Origin of the sequence: Clostridium chauvoei, from assembly GCF_002327185.1 — a bacterium.
Taxonomy (GTDB): Bacteria; Bacillota; Clostridia; order Clostridiales; family Clostridiaceae; genus Clostridium; species Clostridium chauvoei.
The window spans coordinates 2,452,783-2,476,220 of the sequence record NZ_CP018624.1 but is presented as its reverse complement, the minus strand read 5'-3'; the positions used below and the strand labels follow the sequence as shown (position 1 = coordinate 2,476,220).

At 28.9% G+C, this 23,438-nt stretch carries 19 protein-coding genes; 15 read left to right on the top strand and 4 right to left on the bottom strand.

The genetic code is table 11. The features are described 5' to 3' along the window. Window positions 1-25 precede the first annotated feature (25 nt). Window positions 26-718: a cytochrome b5 domain-containing protein gene (locus BTM21_RS11710; RefSeq protein WP_096145442.1), complete on the top strand. Its 693-nt coding sequence runs from the start codon at window positions 26-28 to the stop codon at window positions 716-718. Window positions 719-761: 43 nt separating this feature from the next. Here BTM21_RS11710 and BTM21_RS11705 read toward each other — a convergent pair whose 3' ends face one another. Beyond that, complete coding sequence (locus tag BTM21_RS11705) at window positions 762-1,457, bottom strand: metallophosphoesterase family protein (RefSeq protein ID WP_079481023.1); 696 nt, start codon at window positions 1,455-1,457, stop codon at window positions 762-764. Window positions 1,458-1,580: 123 nt separating this feature from the next. Between BTM21_RS11705 and BTM21_RS11700 the strand changes: the two genes are divergently transcribed. Next, window positions 1,581-2,657 carry a M24 family metallopeptidase gene (locus BTM21_RS11700; protein ID WP_021876759.1) on the top strand — a complete coding sequence of 359 codons (1,077 nt, stop codon included), beginning with the start codon at window positions 1,581-1,583 and terminating at the stop codon, window positions 2,655-2,657. 84 nt (window positions 2,658-2,741) lie between these two features. On the opposite strand, the gene BTM21_RS11695 is transcribed toward BTM21_RS11700, so the two are convergent. The 3 genes from BTM21_RS11695 to murC form a co-directional block, all read right to left on the bottom strand. Next, a complete protein-coding gene (locus BTM21_RS11695) occupies window positions 2,742-3,965 on the bottom strand; it encodes a NupC/NupG family nucleoside CNT transporter (protein ID WP_021876760.1) in 1,224 nt (407 codons plus the stop codon). A gap of 117 nt (window positions 3,966-4,082) precedes the next feature. After that, a complete protein-coding gene (locus BTM21_RS11690; protein ID WP_021876761.1) occupies window positions 4,083-4,901 on the bottom strand; it encodes a purine-nucleoside phosphorylase in 819 nt (272 codons plus the stop codon). A gap of 424 nt (window positions 4,902-5,325) precedes the next feature. Continuing rightward, entirely contained in the window at window positions 5,326-6,699 is a 1,374-nt protein-coding gene (gene murC, locus BTM21_RS11685; protein WP_021876762.1) for a UDP-N-acetylmuramate--L-alanine ligase, read from the bottom strand. A gap of 321 nt (window positions 6,700-7,020) precedes the next feature. Here murC and purR point away from each other — a divergent pair, with 321 nt between their 5' ends. The 13 genes from purR to yabN all read left to right on the top strand — a co-directional run bounded on the left by purR (window position 7,021) and on the right by yabN (window position 23,377). Continuing rightward, window positions 7,021-7,836, top strand: a complete 816-nt coding sequence (purR, locus tag BTM21_RS11680) for a pur operon repressor (protein ID WP_079481024.1) — start codon at window positions 7,021-7,023, stop codon at window positions 7,834-7,836. 134 nt (window positions 7,837-7,970) lie between these two features. After that, a complete protein-coding gene (gene spoVG / locus BTM21_RS11675; RefSeq protein WP_079481025.1) occupies window positions 7,971-8,255 on the top strand; it encodes a septation regulator SpoVG in 285 nt (94 codons plus the stop codon). 208 nt (window positions 8,256-8,463) lie between these two features. After that, the gene (glmU, locus tag BTM21_RS11670; RefSeq protein ID WP_021876765.1) at window positions 8,464-9,834 is read left to right on the top strand and encodes a bifunctional UDP-N-acetylglucosamine diphosphorylase/glucosamine-1-phosphate N-acetyltransferase GlmU; all 1,371 of its coding nucleotides are present in this window, start codon (window positions 8,464-8,466) and stop codon (window positions 9,832-9,834) included. Window positions 9,835-9,883: 49 nt separating this feature from the next. Further along, window positions 9,884-10,843, top strand: coding sequence for a ribose-phosphate diphosphokinase (locus BTM21_RS11665; protein ID WP_021876766.1), 960 nt, complete (start codon window positions 9,884-9,886; stop codon window positions 10,841-10,843). A gap of 152 nt (window positions 10,844-10,995) precedes the next feature. Continuing rightward, window positions 10,996-11,682 carry a response regulator transcription factor gene (locus BTM21_RS11660; RefSeq protein ID WP_079481758.1) on the top strand — a complete coding sequence of 229 codons (687 nt, stop codon included), beginning with the start codon at window positions 10,996-10,998 and terminating at the stop codon, window positions 11,680-11,682. Continuing rightward, complete coding sequence (locus BTM21_RS11655) at window positions 11,682-13,100, top strand: sensor histidine kinase (RefSeq protein ID WP_021876768.1); 1,419 nt, start codon at window positions 11,682-11,684, stop codon at window positions 13,098-13,100. The genes BTM21_RS11660 and BTM21_RS11655 overlap by 1 nt, the downstream gene beginning before the upstream one ends. A 21-nt stretch (window positions 13,101-13,121) precedes the next feature. Beyond that, a complete protein-coding gene (locus BTM21_RS11650; RefSeq protein WP_021876769.1) occupies window positions 13,122-14,249 on the top strand; it encodes a S1C family serine protease in 1,128 nt (375 codons plus the stop codon). Between the two features lie 135 nt (window positions 14,250-14,384). After that, window positions 14,385-14,960, top strand: coding sequence for an aminoacyl-tRNA hydrolase (gene pth, locus BTM21_RS11645; protein ID WP_021876770.1), 576 nt, complete (start codon window positions 14,385-14,387; stop codon window positions 14,958-14,960). 20 nt (window positions 14,961-14,980) lie between these two features. After that, window positions 14,981-18,493 carry a transcription-repair coupling factor gene (gene mfd, locus BTM21_RS11640; RefSeq protein WP_021876771.1) on the top strand — a complete coding sequence of 1,171 codons (3,513 nt, stop codon included), beginning with the start codon at window positions 14,981-14,983 and terminating at the stop codon, window positions 18,491-18,493. Window positions 18,494-18,590: 97 nt separating this feature from the next. Next, a complete protein-coding gene (locus BTM21_RS11635) occupies window positions 18,591-19,568 on the top strand; it encodes a peptidylprolyl isomerase (RefSeq protein WP_079481026.1) in 978 nt (325 codons plus the stop codon). A gap of 141 nt (window positions 19,569-19,709) precedes the next feature. After that, window positions 19,710-20,258: a stage V sporulation protein T gene (gene spoVT, locus BTM21_RS11630; RefSeq protein ID WP_021876773.1), complete on the top strand. Its 549-nt coding sequence runs from the start codon at window positions 19,710-19,712 to the stop codon at window positions 20,256-20,258. Between the two features lie 108 nt (window positions 20,259-20,366). Further along, window positions 20,367-21,902, top strand: coding sequence for a putative polysaccharide biosynthesis protein (locus BTM21_RS11625; RefSeq protein WP_021876774.1), 1,536 nt, complete (start codon window positions 20,367-20,369; stop codon window positions 21,900-21,902). A 20-nt stretch (window positions 21,903-21,922) separates the two neighbouring features. Beyond that, a complete protein-coding gene (yabN, locus tag BTM21_RS11620; protein WP_021876775.1) occupies window positions 21,923-23,377 on the top strand; it encodes a bifunctional methyltransferase/pyrophosphohydrolase YabN in 1,455 nt (484 codons plus the stop codon). Window positions 23,378-23,438: the final 61 nt, after the last annotated feature.

Sequence of the window (23,438 nt, the reverse complement as noted above, 5' to 3'; positions counted from 1 at the left end):
GTATAGTGTTTATTTGGAGGATTTTATGACAAAAAAGAATTTCTTAGAAGAAAAATTTATAGAACTAAATCAACTTAAAACTATTTTATTAACTTATCCTAAAGATTACAAGGAGAGTATTATAGATGTTATGAGTGGCGTTTGTGATAAGGTTACTGAATACTTAGAGGATTGTAAAAAGCATACTTTTAGAAGTGTCCCAATTACTAATCAAAAATTTACAATAGAAGAGTTAGCTAAATATAATGGGAAAAATGGAATGCCTGCGTATGTAGCCATTGATAATAAGGTTTATTCTTTGGAAAATGTTGATGCTTGGAAAAATGGAATGCATAATGGATTGAAAGCTGGAAATGATTTAACGGAATTTTTTAAGTCTTGTCATGAAGGTGCACAAATTTTATTAGATAACTTAGAATTAGTAGGGGAATTGATTCCAACTATGTCTAGGAGATACAGAGAAAATATTATTGAAAACTTACCAATAGAATATACTATTGAAGAATTAAGCAAGTATAATGGAAGAGATGGAATGCCTTCTTTAATTGCTATTAATGGAACTGTATATGATGTTGCTGATGTTGATGTGTGGAAAGATGGTGTTCATTTTGGAGTTATGGCAGGGAAGAATCTAACTAATGAATTTTTGAATTGTCATGCTAAAGAAATGGATAAGATATTAGAAAAGTTAAGAATTGTAGGAACTTTAATAGAATAAATAAAAAATACCAATACATAAAGAACCTATGTATTGGTATTTTTTATTCTTTTCCTGTTGAATATGAATTTGAAAGTTCACTTGGGAAAGATAGCATTTGAGTATCTTTTACAATTCTTTTGAATTCATACTCTAATTCTCTAATTTTACTTTCAACAGTATTATCTTTTATATCTAATATGCAATATGTTATATTAGGTCTACCGATTTTAGGTTTTCCAACACTACCAACATTGATAAATAATTTATTATCGAATTTTTTAATAGATGGTATATGAGTGTGGGCACAAACTAATACATCGCAATCTAAATCCTTCATTATAGCATTAGTATTTTCTCCATCTTCAAATAGGTATTCATTTATCTTGTTAGGACTTCCATGAACAAACTTAATCTTTATTTTATCAAAAGTATATTCAAGAAACTCTGGTAATTGACTTAAGAAGAATTTATTGGATTCTCTTACTTCCTCACAACTCCAAGGCAGAGCAAAGGAGTTTATTTTTGTATCTCTTATATAACTAAAAGCACCATCTACTACTGAGGCATCATAGTTCCCTTTAATACAAGGTAAATTTCTTCTTTTGATTAAAGCAATAACTTCATTTGGGTGTGGGCCATAGCCAACAAGATCACCAAGACAAACAATCATATCAACTTTTTGTTCATCTATATCTTCTAATGCTTTCAATAATGCATAAATATTGCCGTGAATATCTGAAATGGCAGCTATCCTCATTTTATCCCCTCCTAAAAAAACGTATATTATATTATACCACTTACAAGTATTGCATAGATAGTATTTTAGCTTTGTAGTATACTATTATTTATAGGGAAATAAAACATTTAAGGAGGAACAAAAATGAAAGCGACTAGAATAAAAAAAGTATTAGAAGCTATGGAAAAACAAGGTTTAGAACAAATAATAGTAACGGCAGCACCTTCAATTTTCTATTTAACAGGAAAGTGGATTTCTCCAGGAGAGAGAATGATAGCTTTATATTTAAATAGGAATGGGGAGCATAAATTCATAGTAAATAAGCTATTTCCTGTATATGAAGATTTAGGCGTAGATATATTATGGTATTCAGATATAGAAGATCCTATAAACTTATTATGCACAGTTGTGGATAAAGAAAAAGCTTTAGGTGTGGATAAAAATTGGCCTGCTCATTTTTTAATTAATTTAATGAATAGAAATGGAGCAAAGGGTTTTGTAAATTCATCTCCTATAATAGATAGATTAAGAATGATAAAAGATGAAGAAGAAATAGAACTTATGAAAAAATCTTCTAAAATAAATGATAAAGTTATGAAGGAATTATGGAGTAATCTTAAAGAGGGATATTCAGAAAAGTATTATTGTAACCTTTTAGCAGAATTATATGAAAGAGAAGGAGTAAACTCATTTTCCTTTTCACCTATAATTGCAACAAGTCCAAATGGAGCAGATCCACATCACAAATCAGGAAAGTCACTTTTAAAGAAAGGTCAAAGTATAGTAATAGATATGGGGGGCGTATATAATTATTATTGTTCAGATATGACTAGAACTATATTCTTTGGAGAAGAGCCAAGTAAGGATCATGCAGAGATATATAATGTAGCTAAAGAAGCTAACTTAAAAGCAATTTCAAAAGTTAAAGATGGAGTTAAATTTTCAGATATAGATAAAGCGGCAAGAGGACATATAGAGGATGCTGGGTATGGGGATTATTTTACTCATAGAACAGGACATAGTATAGGAATAGAATGTCATGATTTTGGGGATGTAAGCTCTGTTAATAATGAGGAAATTAAAGCAGGCATGATATTTTCAATAGAGCCAGGAATATATCTAAAAGATAATTTTGGTGTAAGAATAGAAGATTTAGTTTTAGTAACAAAAGATGGATGTGAAGTATTAAATTCAGTAACAAAAGATATAACAATACTTTAAATATATAAAGCAAAAACCTAGCCAAAGGGCTAGGTTTTTTTATAGTAAAAATAATATTTCTTTTAGCTTTTGAAAATCTACAAATTAGAATAAGACACCAGCAATTGTTGCTGTTAAGCAAGTTGCTAGAACCCCACCTAAAAGTGATTTTAAACCTAAGCTTGCAATTGTCTTTTTCTTTTCTGGTGCTAAACCACCAATACCAGCTATTTGAATAGCGATTGAACTAAAGTTAGCGAATCCGCATAAAGCGTAAGTTAACATCATAACAGTCTTTGGTTGTAATGTACCAGCTGTTATATAGTTTGAAAGCTCTGAATAAGCAACGAATTCGTTTAATATAATCTTTTGTCCTAATAAGCTACCAGCAGTTGGGATATCTACCATTGGAACTCCCATAATGAATACTAATGGTGAGAATAACTTACCAACTATCCATTGGAAGCTTAAATCTGGGAATCCAAATACTCCACCTATAGATCCGATAATGAAGTTAAGTAATGATAATAAAGCAATAAATGCAAGTAACATAGCTCCAACGTTTAATGCTAATCCTAAACCGTCACTAGCTCCGTTAGCAGCAGCTTCAACAACATTTGATGCAGTAATTTCTACTTGAATATCAGTAGAATTTTTAGTTTTACTTTCTTCAGTTTCAGGAACTAAAATCTTAGCTAATATTAACCCTGCAGGTGCAGCCATTATACTAGCAGTTAAAAGGTGTCCAGCGTTAACTCCCATAGCAACGTATCCAGCCATAACGCCTCCAGCAACAGTAGCCATACCACCAATCATAATAGCCATTATTTCTGATCTAGTCATATCTTTTACGAAAGGTTTAACTAATAATGGAGCTTCAGTTTGGCCTAAGAATATATTACCAACAGCACTTAAAGTTTCTGATCCACTTGTTCCAAGTAATTTACAAATAAACTTAGCTATAAATTTAACTATAGCTTGCATAATTCCAAGGTAGTATAAAACACCCATTAAAGATGAGAAGAAGATAATTGTAGGTAATATTTGAACTACCCATACAAATCCTACAGGACAATTTGAATCAGCCAAATTTCCGAATAAGAATACAGTACCTTCTTTTGTAAATTCAAGTAACTTAGTAATAGCTGTACTTGCACCTTCAAACACAGCTCTACCAGCAGGAACTTTTAATATAAGAAGCGCTAATACAACTTGTAACGCAAGTCCAGTACCAACGAGTCTCCAGTTAACTTTCTTTTTATTTTCTGAAAATAAGAATGCTATTCCTAAAATAGCGATAATACCTATAATACCGATAAATCTATTCAATGTTAATCTCCTCTTTCATAATGATTTACTTTTACATTGGCGTATTTTCGGGCTTATTAAATCATTTGTATTAATCTTATATTTTAAAAAAGATATTAAAAAGACAGTAAAAAGATATTAAATTGTAGCGATTATTTCATTCATAAGTTGAGTGAACTTAGCTTTAACCATGTTTGAAGTTTCAATAACTTCTTCGTGGTTTAAAGGTTGTTCTAGTATTCCAGCAGCCATATTTGTCATACATGAAATACCAAGTACTTTCATTCCACAGTGGTTTGCAACAACAACTTCAGGAGCAGTTGACATACCAACAGCGTCTCCACCAAGAATTCTAACCATTCTTACTTCTGCTGGAGTTTCGTAAGTTGGGCCACTCATCATTGCATAAACACCTTGCTTTACACTCATATTAAGTTTCTTAGCTATTTCTAGTGCCTTGTTTCTAAGCTCAACATTGTAAGCGTTTGACATATCAGGGAAACGAGGTCCGAAATCTTCAAGGTTTCTACCTATTAGCGGATTGTCACCTGAAAGGTTTAAGTGATCAGTTATTAACATTAAGTCTCCAGGTACATAATCTTTATTAACAGCACCTGCAGCGTTAGTTACTACTAACTTTTCAACTCCTATTAATTTCATAACTCTAACTGGGAAAGTTACCTCGTTATAAGCGTACCCTTCGTAGTAATGGAATCTACCTTGCATAGCAACTACGCATTTTCCATTTAACATACCGATTACAAGTCTGCCAGCATGACCTTCAACTGTTGAAGTTGGGAAGTGTGGAAGATCCTTATAATCATAGAATTCAGGGTTCTCAATAGAATCAGCTAAAGAACCTAATCCAGATCCAAGTATTAATCCGATTTCTGGTTTGTATTTAGTCTTTTCTAGTATAAACTTGGAAGCAACTTGAAGTTTGTTTGATAAATCCATAAAATCACCTCTAAAAATTAATTTATGTTTACGATTAAATTTTTAATAAAGCTATATAGCATTAATAATTATAAAATAAAGTTAGAAAAAAGGAAATAAAAAATTTTAAAATTTTTAACAATTCTTTAATGCATATATATGTAATTGTTAAAAAAACTAATAATATATATTGGATATTTAAAAATAGTGCGAATATTGTACTCAAATCGACAAAAAATAGACAAGTATATAATTGAATTTACCAATTTAATTAATTAATATAAAAATAATTATAAAGGATAAAATTTCATTTATTACGACAAAAAATTACGAAATTTTCATTATATATCATTAGGTTATGTTAAGTTTATTAAAAAATACAAAAAATAAAAGTAAAATGAGTTTAATTAATTCATTTTACTTTTATTTTAGTTAAAATATAAATTTATTTTAGTAGTAATTCAGCTACTTTAACAACATCTCCAGCGCCTACTGTTAAAACTAAATCATCTTTTGAAACGTTATTTTTAATATATTCAAAGGCCTCATTATGGCTGTGAACATTTTTACAGTTTACGCCTTTAGATCTTAATGCATTTCCTAATTCATCAGAACTTACAAGACCAGTATCCTTTTCTCTAGCTGCATAAATATCCATTAATAGAAGTTCATCAGTTTCGAAGAATGATTCTGTAAATTCATTAAATAAAGTTTTAGTTCTTGTATAAGTATGAGGTTGGAATATTGTATAAATCTTTTTATGAGGTATTAATTGAGCTGTATTTAATGTAGCTTTAATTTCAACAGGATGATGTGCATAATCATCTATAATAGTAGCTCCATTAAATTCACCTTTATATTCAAAACGTTTATGAGCTCCTTTGCATTCAGCTAGTCCTTCTATTATATCTTTATATGGAAGATCAAAAATTAGACCTACACAAATTGTTGATAAAGCGTTTAAGATATTATGCGTACCAGTTGTACTTAACGTAACATTAAATAATTCTTTTGAATCCTTACAAACTGTAAAAGAAGCACACCCTTTATTATTATAGGTAATATTCTTAGCAGTAACATCTCCATAATTAATTCCATAGCTTAAAGTGTTACATTTGCATTTATTTAAAATATCAAAAACTTTTTCATCCTCAGCATATCCTATTAAGTAGCCAGTTTCAGGAATTAGATTAGCAAACTTTTCAAAAGTAGCTTTAATATGATTTATATCTTTATAGTAATCAAGATGATCTGCATCGATATTTAATATTATACCTATATAAGGGTAGAATTTTAAAAATGACTCTTTATATTCACAGGCTTCAGTTATAAAGTATTCACTTTTACCTATTTTAAAGTTACCATTTATAATATCAAGATCTCCACCTACTAATATTGTAGGATCTAAATCTGCTTTTAAAGTTACATGAGAAAGCATAGAAGTGCAAGTAGTTTTTCCGTGTGTTCCAGCAACAGCAACATTAAATTTATGCCCTTTCATTATTAATCCTAAGAACTCAGCTCTAGTCATAAGATCTATATTTTGTTTTTTAGCTTCTATTATTTCAGGATTATCTGAAGGAATAGCAGCAGTATATACGACAAGATCAACGTTTTTTAAGTTTTCACTTTTATGTCCTATGTATATTTCAGCTCCAGAAGTTTTTAATTTATTGGTAACAGTAGACTCTTTGAAGTCAGAACCAGAAACTTTAAAACCGTTATTTAACAAAACAGCAGCAAGGCCACTCATGCTAACTCCACCAATACCGATGAAGTGAACCTTTTTATTAATATCTTTATTAAAATCGAAAGACAAAAAATCAACTCCTCTATTTGATTATTAAAATCACTCCTATTAAATTCAAGATAGGAGTTAAATACAATTCAAACGTAAATAAAAACTAAACTTTAAACTTACATTTATAATTATATACAAAATTAAAAAAATGAACACATAAAAAACTCGTATATTCAATATTTTATGTGGAAAATATAAAAAATGTTATAGTTTTATAGATAATAAACAAACAACTGATTAAAATCTATTGATATTGAGAAGAATATGGAATAAAATATGAATATTAGAGGCTAAAAAATGATAAATAATTCGGAAAAAACAAAATGTAGGTGATATAGAGTGGAAAAGTTAAGTAGAAATAGTAGAGTTGTAGCGATTACAAAAATTCTAATGGAAAACCCGAATAAGGTTATTGGCTTAAATAATTTTTCGGATTTATTAAATGCGGCAAAATCAACAATAAGTGAAGATATAGTTATAGTTAGAGAAGTTTTAGAAAAATTAGAAATGGGAAAAGTGGAAACAATTGCAGGTGCAGCAGGAGGAATAAAATATATTCCAGGTATAGGGCATAATGAAAGCTCTAAGTTTGCTAAAGAACTATGTACTTTGTTAAGAGATGAAATAAGAATAGTTCCTGGGAACTTTATATATATGACAGATGTAATGTATAATCCTCAAATAATAAGTAGAGCAGGAGTTATATTATCTTCCTTTTTTAAAGCTACAGAAGTTGACTATGTAGTAACTGTAGAAACAAAAGGAATACCTTTAGCTTATGAAGTAGCAAGAAATTTAGGGATTCAATTAGTTATAATAAGAAGAGATAGTAAAATCACAGAAGGCTCAACAGTAACAATAAATTATGTTTCTGGAACAAGTGGTAGGATTCAACAAATGTCTCTTTCTAAAAAATCAATGAAGCCATCAAGTAAGTGTGTATTTATTGATGATTTTTTAAGAGGTGGTGGAACTGCTAAGGGAATTAAGGATTTATTAAAAGAGTTTGATAGTGAATTAGTTGCTACTGGAGTTTTAGTAGATAATGTTGGTATAAGTAAAAAAAAGGTAGAAGATTACATTTCTATAGTAGAGCTTAAGCATATAGATGAGGATGATAAATTAGAAGTAAATCCTTCTGAAATTATGAAATAAACAAAAAAAGTAGTGGAGTTTTACAAAAAAGTTGCTAGAAGTTTTAAAAAATTCTAAAAATAATAAATAAAAAAAGGATTTTTATAACTTTTATAGAAATATATATTTATCATAGCAACTGGAGGTGTAGTGCAGTGACAATTACAGACGTTAGGATTAGAAAGATAGCAGCAGAAGGAAAAATGAAAGCTATCGTTTCGGTGACATTTGACAATGAATTCGTGGTTCATGACATTAAAGTAATCGAAGGACAAAATGGGTTATTTATAGCAATGCCAAGTAGAAAAACACCAGATGGTGAGTTTAAAGATATTGCGCATCCTATAAATACTGATACTAGGGAAAAAATTCAATCTTCAATTTTAGCTGCATATGAAAAAGCTTTATTAGAAGATGATTCAGAAAATGTATCTGAATAAAAGATATTTATTTAAAAATAAAAGGGGCTATGGCCTCTTTTATTTTTTATTTAAAGTTAAATTTTTCATTTATATGTAGACTCATTTAATAAGTCTACGAGGTTGAAATACTTTAATTAATACAATATAATATAGTGAGATATGTACGAACATTTTTAAAGAGTTTTATATATTTGTACTTAAAATGTTTAAATAATGAGGTGGTTATATGTATAAATGTGCGCTAATTTTAGCAGCAGGCCAAGGAACTAGAATTAAGTCTGATTTACCTAAGGTGTTACATAAGGTAGCAGGAAAAGAAATGGTTAATCATGTAATAGATACTATGAGAAAAGCTAAAATACAAGATGTAAATGTAATAATAGGAAAAGGTGCAGAGCTTGTAAAGAAAAATACTGAATCAAGAACTGTAAGTTATTCAGTACAAGCAGAGCAATTAGGAACAGGACACGCAGTAAAGTGTGCTATAGATTTCTTAAAAGATAAAAAAGGAACAGTAGGAATTTTCTGTGGAGATGCTCCTTTAATAAAGAGTGAAACTGTAGAAAGACTATTTGAAGAACATGAAAATAATAATAATAGTGCTACTCTTTTAACATCTATTGTAGAAGATCCAACAGGATATGGAAGAGTTATAAGAGAAAATGATGAAGTATTAAAGATAGTAGAGCATAAAGACTGTAACGAAGAAGAGCTTAAAGTAAATGAAATGAATGCAGCTTTATATTGTTTTAATATTGAAGAGTTATTAGAAAGCTTAGATAAATTATCTAATAATAATAATCAAGGTGAATATTATTTAACAGATGTAATCGGAATTTTAAAAGAACAAGGAAAGAAAGTTGGAGCTGTAGTTATAGATTATGAAGAAACTATAGGTGTAAACTCAAGAGTTCAACTTGCAGAAGCAGAACAAATTTTAAGAAATAGAATAAATTTAAGACATATGACTAATGGAGTAACTTTAATAGATCCATCAAGCACCTATATAGGTGATGATGTAATAATAGGAAAAGATACTATAATCTATCCTGGAAATGTAATAGAAGGAAATACTATTATAGGCGAAAGAGTAATGTTATATCCAAATTCAAGAATAAAAGATAGTCAAATAGATGAAGAGGTTGAAGTACAATCATCAGTTATCCTTGATAGTAAGATTGGAGCAAATACTACAGTAGGTCCATTTGCTTATATAAGACCAGAATCAGTTATAGGTAAGAGTGCAAGAATTGGAGACTTTGTAGAAATTAAAAAATCAACAATTGGAGATAATACTAAAGTGTCACATTTAACATATATAGGAGATGCAGAAGTTGGATCAGCTTGTAATTTTGGATGTGGAACTGTAGTTGTAAATTATGATGGAAAAGATAAATATAAAACTATAATTGGAGATAATAGCTTTATTGGTTGCAATACTAATTTAGTTTCACCAGTTAAGGTTGGAGATAATACGTATATAGCAGCAGGATCAACTATTACTAATGAAGTAAAAGAAGGCGATCTTGCTATAGCTAGAGCAAAACAAAGAAACATTGAAGGATGGGTAGCAAGAAGAGGTCTTACTAACAAATAGGTATTTATATATAAAACAAACTGCTAAATTTTAAGGAGGTCTTCGTAAGATGATAACCCATGGAAAAAATATTAAAATATTTACTGGAAATGCACATCCAGAATTAGCAAAGGAAATTGCAGAGATACTTGGAATTCCTTTAGGTAAAGCAAAAGTTTCAACATTTAGCGATGGAGAAATATCTGTTGATATTGATGAAACAGTTAGAGGTGCTGATGTGTTTGTAGTACAATCAACTAGTTCTCCTGTAAATGATAATCTAATGGAACTTTTAATAATGATAGATGCTTTTAAAAGAGCATCAGCTGGTAGAATAACAGTTGTTATGCCTTACTATGGTTATGCTAGACAAGATAGAAAAGCAAAATCAAGAGACCCAATAACAGCTAAGTTAGTTGCTGACCTTTTAACAGCAGCAGGAGCTCATAGAGTCTTAACTATGGATTTACATGCAGCTCAAATACAAGGTTACTTTAATATACCGGTAGATCACTTATTAGGATCACCAATATTAGCTAAATATTTTGTTTCAAAAGGCTTTGATGAAGATGATGATGTAGTTGTTGTTTCACCAGACTTAGGTAGTGTAACAAGAGCAAGAAAATTTGCAGATAAGTTACAAGCACCTATAGCAATAATAGATAAAAGAAGACCAAAAGCAAATGTTTCAGAGATAATGAATATAATTGGAGATGTAAAAGGAAAGAGATGTATTCTTATTGATGATATGATTGATACTGCAGGAACTATTGCAAATGCAGCAAATGCTCTTAAAGATCTTGGAGCAAAAAATGTATATGCATGTTGTACACATGGAGTATTATCAGGACCAGCTTTTGAAAGAATAAATAACTCAGCTATAGAGGAATTAATAATGTTAAATACAATAAAGTTACCAGAAAAAAATGATTTAGCTAAATTTAATTCTTTATCAGTAGCTCCTTTATTTGCAGAAGCAATTAAGAGAATATATGATGACCAACCTATAAGTAAATTATTTGAATCTTAGTATATAAGATAATAATTTGGATAAAAACCCTCTAAAAAGCAAAAACTTTTTAGAGGGTTTATTTTATTATAGTTAATAATTTGTAAAGTTTATTAATATTTAAGTAATTAAGTAAAGTAATCTATTATAATAGGAGTAGGAAGGTGATGGCAATGGAAAGTAGATTAGGAAAAGTTTTAGTTATAGATGATGATGAAAATATATGTGAAGTTATAAATATGTATTTAACTAGTACGGGATATGAAACTAGAATATGTCATAATGGAAAAGAAGCATGTAATGTTTTTAATAGTTTCAAGCCAGAATTAGTATTATTAGATATAATGCTTCCAGGAATGGATGGAGTAGAAGTGTTAAAGTGGATTAGAAAGCATTGTGAAATACCAGTAATTATGTTGACAGCAAAGGGAGATACCTTTGATAAGGTACTTGCATTAGAGTTAGGAGCAGATGATTACATAGTAAAACCTTTTGAGCCTAAAGAATTAATGGCAAGAGTTAAAGCAGTAATGAGAAGATATACATATGAAAATATAGATAAAGAAGTATTAAGTTTTTCTGACCTTGTTATAGATGTAAATTCTTATAATGTTTTATATAAAGGGAATGAAATAAAAATGCCACCTAAAGAATTTGAGTTGCTTTATTATTTAGCTAGTAATAAAAATAAAGTTTTCACTAGGGAACAACTATTATGTGAAGTATGGGGATATGATTATCCAGGTGATTCAAGAACGGTCGATGTTCACATAAAAAGGTTAAGAGAGAAAATTAGTGGAGGGGAAAATTGGCAACTTGAAACTGTTTGGGGTGTAGGATATAAGTTCGAGGTGAAGTAATGAACAGAAAAGGGATTGCTTATAAATTAACAATTACCTTTACTTCTATAATAGCAGTAATACTAGTATTAATAGGGATGATTTTATCCATATGGTTTAATAAAGAATATAAATTAGAGAAACAACGAGTATTGGAAAAACAACTAGTATTAGTAGAAGAAGCTACAATATCATTTTTAAGCCAAAATACAGAGTATGCATATGATAAGTTAAGAGATACAATGAATATGATAGAAAGCTCTATAGATATGGATTCGGTTATAATAGACAATTTAGGGTACATATATGTAGTTTCAGACAATAAATATAATAAAGAAAAATACACTAAGCTAAATATAGAGGAAGAAGCTTTAATTAAATTAAAAAATGGTGAAACTGTAAATTCTAAATTTATAGATAGTGAAGGTATCGAAAGAAAGACATATATAAGACCTATTTTTAATAAGGGATACTTTAATGGGGCTATAGTTTTAATAGGAAACAACATATATGTAAAGATGCCAAATAGAATTTATATTATCATTTGGATTTCTGTAGTTTTAGCTCTTATTGTATCAAGTATCATAACATATTATTTTTCAGAAAAAATAATAATAAAGCCTTTAGAAGAGATAAATAATGCAGCTAAGAAAATAGCTAAAGGTGAAGTGGAAAAAAGAGTAAATATTAAGTCCAATGATGAAATTGGCGAACTTGGAGACTCTTTTAATATAATGGCTGAATCTTTAGAACAAGTAGATAAAAAAAGAAGAGATTTTATATCTAATGTATCTCACGAATTAAGATCACCCATAACATCAATTAAGGGATTTATTACAGGTATATTAGATGGGGTAATTCCTAAAGATAAAGAAAATTATTACTTAACTATAGTAAACGACGAAATAAGTAGATTAACTAGATTAGTAACAGACCTTCTAGATATATCAGCAATGGAATCAGGAAAGTTTAATCTTAATATGGTGGAATTGGATATAAATGAAGTTATAACATTATGTACTTTAAATTTAGAAGGAAAAATAAAAGAAAAAAATATAAATGTTGAGGTTGTTTTTCATAATAAACATGAGTATGCAATTGCGGATAGAGATAGATTAATACAAGTTATTACCAATTTAATAGAGAATGCTATAAAATATGGAGAAGATAATGGAGAAATAAAAATAAACACTTATTTAAGGACAGATAAGGTATATGTAAGCATATTTAATAGTGGCTCAAGCATTCCAAAGGAAGATATAAATAATATATGGGATAGATTCTATAAATCAGATAAAGCTAGAACAAATAAAATAAGTACGGGATTAGGATTGCCTATAGTACGTCTTATTTTATCACAGCATGGTCAAGATATATGGGTTAATAATATAGATGGAAAAGGTGTAAGATTTACATTTAGTTTAAAAAAGGCTAATTAAAATTGAGGAGGATTAAAATAAATGTTTAATAAAAATAATTACAATAATGAAAAACAAAACTCCTCAAGTGATAGTTCTTCTATAAAATTTAAAATGAAAAAAGAAAGCTATAGAATAAAAATCAGAAGAAGATTAACCTTAATTTTAGGTATATTAATATTTATATTTATAATATCAACTAATATTATTATATTAAAAAAATACGATGAGCTTATAAGTAAAATAGATAAAAGTAAAATAGATGTAAATAGAAGAGTATTTGAATATGATAAGGTTGCTAATAAGGTTGCAGACTCTATAGTTAGTATAAGTGATGAAACTGGAAAACTTGTTAAGAACTCATATTCTTCATCTAATGTTACAGGAATAATATTAAATGAAGAAGGGTATATATTAACAAATTATACATCGATTAATGAATTTAAAGAGATATATGTAAAGTTACCATCAAGTGGTTCTATGCCTATAAAGGCAAATTTAGTTGGAGCAAATGAGCAAATAGATATTGCTATAATAAAAATATATTACAAAGGAAATCTTTCACCTATAAAAATTGCGAAATTTGATGAAGTAAAAGATGGTCAAGAGATAGCTATATTTAGCAATTCTATGGGTAATGAGTATATAGAGCGAATAACACCAGGAATAGTAACATCTACTCATCAAGTAATAGGCTCACAAACAGATAATAAAGAGTATAGATTATTAGAATTGAGCTGTGTAGTTAATGAAAAAAATACTGGGGGAGCTGTTTGTAATGCAAACGGGGAACTAATAGGTTTAGCTAGTTCAAGTATAACTAAGAAAAAAAATGAACTAGGATTATATTATGCAATTGATTTAAGAGAATTAGAAAAGATAGCAAAGGTTACAGATGTTTTTAAACAAAAACTAGGAGTGAGCGGAGGCGTTATTGAAGATCCCAAAAGTAAGGTTAAGGGATTTTATGTTGAAAATGTAAAGGAATCAGGGAATGCATACAAAGCTGGAATAAGAGCCACTGATATAATAGTTCAATTAGATGGAAAAAGCATATTAACTACCCAGGATTTAGCGAATATAATAAATGATAAAAAAAATGGAGATAATATAAATTGTAAAGTTATAAATAATGGTGAGGTAAAAGAAATAAAGATATCAATACAATAAAAATATCAATATAAAAGAAACTCCTTAGGGGGTTTCTTTTATATGATTAAACAATAGAAATAAAAGGTCTTTAATTATTGTAAAAAACTAGTATAATAATAATGTGTTAAATAGCAAAAAAAGGAGAAGTTAAAAATGTTTTTAGTTGTTGGATTAGGAAATCCAGGAAAAGAATATGATAAAACTAGACATAATATTGGATTTGAATGTGTAGACTATCTTTCAAGTAAGTATAATATAGAGTTAAATAGGATAAAATTTAAAGGTATATATGGAGAAGGTTTTATAAATAATAAAAAGGTTGTTTTATTAAAACCTACAACTTTTATGAATTTAAGTGGAGAAAGCATTAGAGAAATTGTTAACTTTTATAAGTTAGAGCCAGAAGAAATTATAGTTATCTATGATGATATAAGCTTAGAAGTTGGAAAAATACGTATTAGAGAAAAAGGTAGTGCTGGTGGGCATAACGGAATAAAAAGTATAATAAAAAACCTTTCTACAGAAGTTTTTCCAAGAGTTAAAGTTGGGGTAGGACAACCTAAAGGGGATTTAGTTTCACATGTTTTAGGTAAATTTTCTAAGGAAGAAGAAGAAATATTAAAAGAGAGTATACAGGCTTCAGCTGAAGCAGTAGAAATTATAATTAAAGAGGATACTAAAGAAGCCATGAATAAACTAAATGGATTTAAGGCATCTAAAATTATATAACTTAAGGATGGTGTGATTTGATGAGATTAAAGGGGGTAATGGAACCCTTAAATAATAGTTCTCATTTTGATGAGATATTAACTAATATAAATCAAAATAAATATCCAATTAATATATATGGGTTATCAGACTCAGGTAAAAGTTATGCGATTGAGGGAATCTATGAAAATATAGATACCCCACTAGTGATTTTGACTCATAGTGATATGGAAGCTAAAAATCTATATGAAGATTTAATTTTTTATACAAATGATGTTTATTATTTTCCAAATAAAGAAGTTGTTTTTTATAATATAGATGCAATTTCAGGGGATTTAAGATGGGCTAGATTAAAAGTAATAAAAGAAATGTTAAATAATAAAAAGAAAATAATAATAACTTCTATAGATTCATTTGCTACAATCTATACACCAAAAAAGTTGTTTAAAAAATATACTTTTAAACTTAAGATAGATCAAGAGGTTGATTTTAAAGACCTATCTATGAAGCTTTTAGAAGGTGGATATGAAAGGGTAGAAATAGTAGAGGGAAAAGGTGAGTTTTCTTTAAGAGGGGGAATACTAGATGTTTTCCCTCCTACTTCAGCGTACCCATTTAGAGTAGAGCTTTTTGGAGATCAAATAGATTCAATAAGAACTTTCAATACAGACTCTCAAAGGAGTATTGAAAAAGTAAAAAGCTTAGAAATATTCCCGGCTAAGGAAATAATAATAACAGAAGAAGGATTAGACTTAGCTAAAAAAAGAATGAAAGAAGAATTTGAAGAGATAAATCAAAAGTCAGGAAACAAAGATAAAGAGCGAATATCAAGATTACAAGATATAGTAAATAAAAATATTGAAAGTTTATCAGAGACACTAACTTTTGAAACTGTAGAGAGTTACTTACCTTATTTCTATAAGGAAAAGGAAGATTTATTTGAATATTTAAAAGGATACACTTATATAATAGATGATGTTAAAAGATGTATAGGAAAAGTTGATAGCACTTACTATGAATTTAGAGAAAACTATGAGTCTTTTTTACAAAGAGGTGGAATTCTTCCAGGGCAAAATGAGTTATTGATAACAAAGGAAACTTTAATTGAAAAAGTACAAGATCAAAACTCAATAACATTAGATACTTTTGTAAGTAAGAATGAAATATTAAAACCATTAGCTACAGTAGGAATAAATCAAGTAACCTTAAATAATTATCAAGGACAGCTAGATTTATTAATAGAAGAAATTCAAAATAAAAAATTAAATGGCTATAAAATATTAATCCTATCAGGAACTAGAAGTAGAGGAGAAAGATTAGTTTCTACGCTTAGAGATAGAGGAATAGAAAGTTCATATAAAGATGATGTATCATCAATACAATTTGGTGAAGTAGTAATTACATTTGGAAACCTTTTAAAGGGTTTTGAATATCCAGATATAAAATTATGTGTGATTTCAGATAAAGAAGTATTTGGAGAAGCAAAAAGAAAAACAGCCAAAAAGATAAAACCTAAAAAGGGTATAGCTAAAATTAAGAGCTTTGCAGAACTTAAGCCTGGTGATTATGTTGTTCATGCTAACCATGGGGTAGGTGTCTATAAGGGCATAAAACAAATAGAATCTTTAGGTAGTACTAGGGATTACTTAGATATAATTTACGATAAGGGAGATAAATTATATGTTCCTGTAGATCAATTGGATTTAGTCCAAAAATATATAGGAAGCGAAGGAAAAAGCCCAAAAGTAAATAAATTAGGTGGAAGTGAATGGACTAAGGCTAAAGCTAAAGTTAGAAAGTCAATAAATGAAATAGCCCAAGACTTAGTTAAGCTTTATGCAGCGAGAGCTACTGTTAAAGGATATAAATTTGGTAAGGATACTCAGTGGCAAGGGCAATTTGAAGACGAGTTTCCATTTGAAGAAACACCAGATCAATTAACATCAGTAGAAGAGATAAAAAAAGATATGGAATCTGATAAGCCGATGGACAGACTTTTATGTGGAGATGTTGGATACGGAAAAACAGAAGTAGCAGTAAGAGCAGCTTTTAAAGCAGTAATGGATGGAAAGCAAGTTGCATTTTTAGTTCCAACAACAATATTAGCTGAACAACATTATAAAAATATGATAAAAAGATTTTCAGACTTTCCAGTAAATATTGATATGGTTAGTAGATTTAGAACTGCTAAACAACAAAAAGCAACACTTCAAGCAGTTAAAGAAGGAAATGTGGATATATTAATAGGAACCCATAGATTAGTTTCTAAAGATATTGTATTTAAGGATTTAGGACTTCTTATTATAGATGAAGAACAAAGATTTGGAGTAGCTCAAAAAGAAAAAATAAAGGGCTTAAAGAAAAATGTTGATGTTCTTACGTTAAGTGCAACACCTATACCAAGAACTCTTCATATGTCATTAACTGGGGCAAGGGATATTTCAGTAATAGAAACTCCTCCAGAAGAAAGATACCCAATACAAACTTATGTTGTAGAAAATAATGAGGAATTGGTTAGAGATGCCATACTAAGAGAAGTGAATAGAGGAGGCCAAGTTTATTATGTATATAACAGAGTAGAAACTATTCAAGATATGGCGAGTTATCTTAGAGATTTAGTTCCTGAATGTAAAGTAGGTATAATCCATGGGCAAATGACTGAAAGACAGTTAGAAAAAGAAATGGTAAGCTTTATGAATAAGGAATATGACATATTGGTATGTACAACAATAATAGAAACAGGAATTGATATTCCAAATGTAAATACTATGATAATACATGATTCTGATAAAATGGGATTATCACAGTTATATCAATTAAGAGGTAGAGTAGGTAGATCTAATAGAATAGCCTATGCATATTTTATATATACAAAAGATAAAGTATTAACTGAAGTTGCAGAAAAAAGATTAAAGGCTTTAAAAGATTTTACAGAGCTTGGATCAGGATTTAAAATTGCAATGAGAGATTTAGAGATAAGAGGTGCAGGAAATATGATGGGATCTGCACAACATGGTCATATGGCAGCTATAGGATATGATTTATACTGTAGAATGTTAGAAGATACAATCAAGATAATAAAAGGTGAAATAGATAAAGAACCAGTTGAAACAACAGTTGATATAAAAGTAGATGCATATATACCAGGAACATATATAGAAGATGAGATACAAAAAATAGAAATATATAAGAAGATTGCAGCCATAGATAATATAGAAGATTATATGGATATAAAGGAAGAGTTACAAGATAGATATTCTGGTATTCCAGATGCTGTTCAAAATCTTATGGATATAGCTTATATAAAAAGTAAAGCTAAGTTATTATCAATACAAGAGATAAAAGAAATGCCAAAAGAAGTAAGATTTAAATTTGCAGATGGTTTCAAGGATATTAATAAAATATATAAATTATTATTAAAAGATTATAAAGATAAGGTATTTCTTATGTTTGGAGAGAATCCATATTTCTCAATAAAACCAAATGAGATAAAAAAAGAGCAGATATTAGAGTTCTATAAAGAAATGTTAGATAATTTAATAAAAAATATGTAAACTATTTATATTAAATTGAATAACTGACACAATATTGATATACTTATATTATATAATGGTATTGAAAACAAAATAAAAGAGAAGTGAGGGAACGGACTTGAATAAAATTAAGAAGGTTCTGGCTACAGCGATGGTAGGAATATTAGCTTTTTCTGTAGTTGGGTGCAAAATGATACAAAGGACTCCAGAGTCAATACAAAACACTGTAGTAGCTAAAGTTGGAGATGAAAAAATAACAAAAGGTGATGTGGATAAAGAGTTAAAGACTTATTTAGAAAAGTTTAAGCAACAATATGGAGAAAACTATGAAGAAAATCCACAAATAAAAGAGACTTTACATCAATATAGAGTAACTATGTTAAATCAATTAATTGATGAAAATATACAAGTTCAAAAAGCTAAGGAGTTAAATTTAGTTCCAGAACAAGCAGAGTTAGATAAAGAAATTAAAGAACAAAGCGACAATATAAAAGCTATGTATGGAACAGAAGAAAATTTCAAAAAGTCTTTAGAAGATAACGGACATACTGAAGAAAGTTTTAATGCATTTATAAAGAAGCAAATTATAGCTCAAAAGGCAAAAGATTATATATTTAAAGATATAAAAATAACAGATGAAGATATTAATGCAGAATATGAAGCGAATAAGGCAAACTATGGAGAAGCAAATGTTGCTCATATATTAGTAGCTGACGAAAATAAAGCTAAAGAAGTAAGAGAAAAGGCTGCTAATGGAGAAGATTTCGCTGCATTAGCTAAAGAATACTCAGAAGATCCAGGTTCAAAAGACAAGGGTGGAGATTACGGCGTAATTCCATATAACTCAGAAAAATTTGTTAAGGAATTTGTAGATGGATTTAAAACTCTTAAAGAAGGTGAAATTTCACAACCAGTTAAGAGCCAATTTGGATACCATATAATAAAGGCAACTAACGTAAAAACTAAGTCATTTGATGAAGTTAAAGATGAAATAAAAACTAAAATGGATAAAGAAAAGAAAAACGAAGCTTACAAGAAAACAATGGATCAATGGAAGAATGAAATAAAAATTAAAACTTATGAAGATAAACTATAATATAAAAAAAGAATTCGATTTAATCGGATTCTTTTTTGTTTATTTATAAATTATGGTTATAAGTGTATAAAATTTCTAATAAGTCAAATAATAATATTGCAACTAATTATTAATAATGAATTAAGGAGGTAGCTCACAATAATGAAAGCAACAGGAATTGTTAGACGTATTGATGACTTAGGTAGAGTAGTAATACCAAAAGAAATAAGAAGAACATTAAGAATTAGAGAAGGAGACCCTTTAGAAATTTTTACAGATAGAGAAGGCGGGGTAATATTAAAGAAATATTCACCAATAGGGGAGTTAACAGACTTCTCAAAAGAATATGCTGAGAGTTTACAACAATCAATTGGACATATTGTACTGATAGCAGATAAAGATGCATTTATTTCAGCTAGTGGAGCTCCTAAAAAAGACTATATAGAAAGAAAAGTAAGTAACGAACTAGAAAAAATTATGGATGATAGAAAAGCAGTCTTAATAAATGACGAAAATAAAACAATATCATTACATAATGACGAAGAAGATGGAAAGTATAGTAGTCAAGTGATAGCACCTATTATTGCAGAAGGCGATGCTATTGGAGCAGTAATAATATTATCAAAACAATCAGGAGAAAAATTCTCAGAAATAGAATTGAAGTTAGCAGAAACAGCAGCTTCATTTTTAGGCAAACAAATGGAACAATAAAATACTACAATAAAAATTGAATAAAGAGTTATCAATAAATAAAAGTAATAATACCTTCAAACTTTAAATACAAATTATTAGTACGATAAAGTTTGGAGGTATTTTTTTATGAAGAAACAGTCTTTAATTAAAGCGAGTTTAATTCTTGGAATAACAGGAATAATAGCAAGATTTTTAGGCTTATTTTTTAGATGGCCATTAATAATGTTAATAGGCGATGAGGGTGTAGGATATTATCAAATGTCATATCCGTTGTATATGTTTTTCGTAGCCATGGCATCTGGAGTTCCTGTAGCTATATCTAAGATGATATCAGAAAAAAGAGCTAAGAATGATGTTATAGGTATTTTTGAAGTTGTTAAAGAATCAACTATTTTAATGATGGTTTTAGGTGTAGGAACAACATTTATATTATTTTTCTTTGCAAAACCAATAATAAGTTTTTTAAGGTGGGATATGAAAGCATATTATGCTTTACTTGGTATATCTTTTGCACCGCTTATAATATCTTTTATGACAATATACAGAGGTTTTTTTCAAGGTCTTCAAAATATGACACCCACAGGTATATCACAAATATTAGAACAAATAGGTAGAGTTGTTATAGGTGTAGGTTTAGCGGTTATATTATTACCTAAAGGAATTGAATATTCAGCAGGAGGAGCAGCTTTTGGAGCGGCAGCAGGAGGGCTTATAGGAGGAACATATTTATATATAAAATATAGACATGTTAAGAGAGAAATGGGAATTAGAAGAATACAAGCTAACCCAGAAGTGTTAAATAATATACTAAAAATAGCATTACCTATATCAGTAGGGGCTACGGTAGGAACTATAATGAATTTGATAGATTCTATATTAGTACCACAAAAGTTACTAACAGCAGGGCTTACTTCACAACAATCAACAATATTATATGCACAATTAACAGGTAAAGCTGCTGTAATAGTAAATATTCCTCTTACATTATCCATGGCACTTTGCACATCACTTATACCAATAATAGCAGAAAATTATATACTAGGAAGAAAGAAAGAGCTAAATTCAAAAGTAGTTTTATCTCTAAAATTATCATCAGTAATTGCTATGCCATGTATGTTAGGACTATTCTGTTTAGCAGGGCCAATAATGAAACTTATATTCCCAGGGAAATTTGAAGGGATAGAAATATTACAGTTCTTATCATTATCAATTCCATTTGTGATACTAACACAAACAACTACATCTATATTACAAGGGACAGGCCATTATATAAGACCCGTTATAAACTTATTTATAGGTTGTTTAGTAAAAGTTGTACTTACATTAGTATTAGTTCCGATTCCTTCAATAAATATATATGGAGCTGTGATAGCAAGTGTTAGTGCATATATAGTGGCAACAGTATTGAATTTAATATCAGTTAAGACTAAAATGAAGAGTAGGTTAGATTTTTATGGATCATTTATTAAACCAACAATTGCAGCGTTAGTTATGATAATAGGAGTTTTATTAACTTATGGATATACAATAAATAAAATAACAAGCGAAGGTTTTTCATGTATAATTTCCATTTTTGTAGGTATGATTATATATGGAATAGCAATATTGATATTTAGGGTTTTTGATGTAAATGAAATAAAAAATAGACTTGTAAAATATTAAGTGAATAAGGAGAGAAGCTGATGATAAAAATAGTAGGATTAGGACCAGGTGCACCAGAGGCTTTGACAATAGGAGCGGTAGATGTCTTAGAAAAAAGTGAAAATTTATACTTTAGAACTGAAAAACATCCAACTGTAGATTATCTGAAAGATAAAATAAACAAATTTAAAACATACGATCATTTTTATGAAGAATGCGATAGCTTTGATGAAGTTTATGCTAACATAGCAACAGATGTTATTAATGTATATAAAGAAAAGGGCGATTTAGTATATGCTGTTCCTGGACATCCGCTAGTAGCAGAAAAATCAGTAGTTAATTTAATTAATTTATGCGAGGAAAATAATATTGAGTATAAGCTAGTTCCAGCAGTTAGTTTTGTAGACGCAATGATGGATAGTTTAAAAATAGATCCAATAGAAGGTCTTAAAATTATAGATGCGTTTGATATGAAAAATCAAATACTAGATAAAAGAATAGGAACAATAATAACTCAAGTTTATAATCAATTTATAGCATCAGAAGTAAAATTACAATTGTTAGATTACTACAATGATGATACAGAAATTTACTACGTAAGAGCAGCAGGAATAAAAGGTGAAGAAAGTATAAGAAAGATTCTTATGTATGAATTAGATATGCAAGAAGACATAGATTATTTAACATCTATATATATTCCAAAAGATTTAAATAATAAAAAAGATATAAATGATTTTATTGATATAATAGATACTTTAAGAGGTGAAGATGGCTGTCCGTGGGATATAGAGCAAACTCATGATAGTATAAAAAATCAATTGATTGAAGAGGCATATGAAGTTGTAGATGCTATTAATAATGACGATATTGATGGTATGATTGAAGAATTAGGAGATATCTTATTACATGTAGTATTCCATGCAGCTATAGGAAAAGATGATGGATATTTTAATATGTCAGACATAATAGAAGCGATATCAAATAAAATGGTATATAGACATCCGCATGTATTTGGGGATAAAATTTCAATTAAAAGTGAAGACGTACTAGAAAGCTGGGAAGAGCTTAAAAAGAAAGAGAAAAATCTTGAAACTTTAACTGAAGAGTTAGAAGCTATAGCAAAAAGTCTACCAGCCCTTACAAGAGCTAATAAAGTTCAAAAGAAGGCAGCTAAAGTAGGGTTTGATTGGGATAATGCTAAAGAGGCATCTTTAAAGGTGGAAGAAGAACTAAAAGAAGTTTTAGATGTATATAAAACGGGAAATAAGGAAAAAATAACAGAAGAGGTAGGAGACTTGTTATTTGCTTGCGTTAATGTGGCAAGATTATTAAATGTAAATGAAGAAGAAGCACTTAACAAAACGATAGAGAAATTTATAAGAAGATTTTCCTTTATAGAAGAAGCTGCAAATAATTCAAATAAAAACCTAAAGGATATGACATTACAAGAAATGGATAAATTGTGGAATAAAGCTAAAAAAGTCGAGAAACAATAAAATAAAATATTCTAAGAAGGAATTTTGACTTATATGAAGAATATATTATATTAAATTAGGG

What these genes read in the sequence shown, in the direction of transcription:
- BTM21_RS11710 (WP_096145442.1), top strand. Translation starts at nt 26, where the DNA reads ATGACAAAAAAGAATTTCTTAGAAGAAAAATTTATAGAACTAAATCAA.
- BTM21_RS11705 (WP_079481023.1), bottom strand. Translation starts at nt 1,457, where the DNA reads ATGAGGATAGCTGCCATTTCAGATATTCACGGCAATATTTATGCATTA.
- BTM21_RS11700 (WP_021876759.1), top strand. Translation starts at nt 1,581, where the DNA reads ATGAAAGCGACTAGAATAAAAAAAGTATTAGAAGCTATGGAAAAACAA.
- BTM21_RS11690 (WP_021876761.1), bottom strand. Translation starts at nt 4,901, where the DNA reads ATGGATTTATCAAACAAACTTCAAGTTGCTTCCAAGTTTATACTAGAA.
- glmU (WP_021876765.1), top strand. Translation starts at nt 8,464, where the DNA reads ATGTATAAATGTGCGCTAATTTTAGCAGCAGGCCAAGGAACTAGAATT.
- BTM21_RS11665 (WP_021876766.1), top strand. Translation starts at nt 9,884, where the DNA reads ATGATAACCCATGGAAAAAATATTAAAATATTTACTGGAAATGCACAT.
- BTM21_RS11660 (WP_079481758.1), top strand. Translation starts at nt 10,996, where the DNA reads ATGGAAAGTAGATTAGGAAAAGTTTTAGTTATAGATGATGATGAAAAT.
- BTM21_RS11655 (WP_021876768.1), top strand. Translation starts at nt 11,682, where the DNA reads ATGAACAGAAAAGGGATTGCTTATAAATTAACAATTACCTTTACTTCT.
- BTM21_RS11650 (WP_021876769.1), top strand. Translation starts at nt 13,122, where the DNA reads ATGTTTAATAAAAATAATTACAATAATGAAAAACAAAACTCCTCAAGT.
- pth (WP_021876770.1), top strand. Translation starts at nt 14,385, where the DNA reads ATGTTTTTAGTTGTTGGATTAGGAAATCCAGGAAAAGAATATGATAAA.
- mfd (WP_021876771.1), top strand. Translation starts at nt 14,981, where the DNA reads ATGAGATTAAAGGGGGTAATGGAACCCTTAAATAATAGTTCTCATTTT.
- spoVT (WP_021876773.1), top strand. Translation starts at nt 19,710, where the DNA reads ATGAAAGCAACAGGAATTGTTAGACGTATTGATGACTTAGGTAGAGTA.
- BTM21_RS11625 (WP_021876774.1), top strand. Translation starts at nt 20,367, where the DNA reads ATGAAGAAACAGTCTTTAATTAAAGCGAGTTTAATTCTTGGAATAACA.
- yabN (WP_021876775.1), top strand. Translation starts at nt 21,923, where the DNA reads ATGATAAAAATAGTAGGATTAGGACCAGGTGCACCAGAGGCTTTGACA.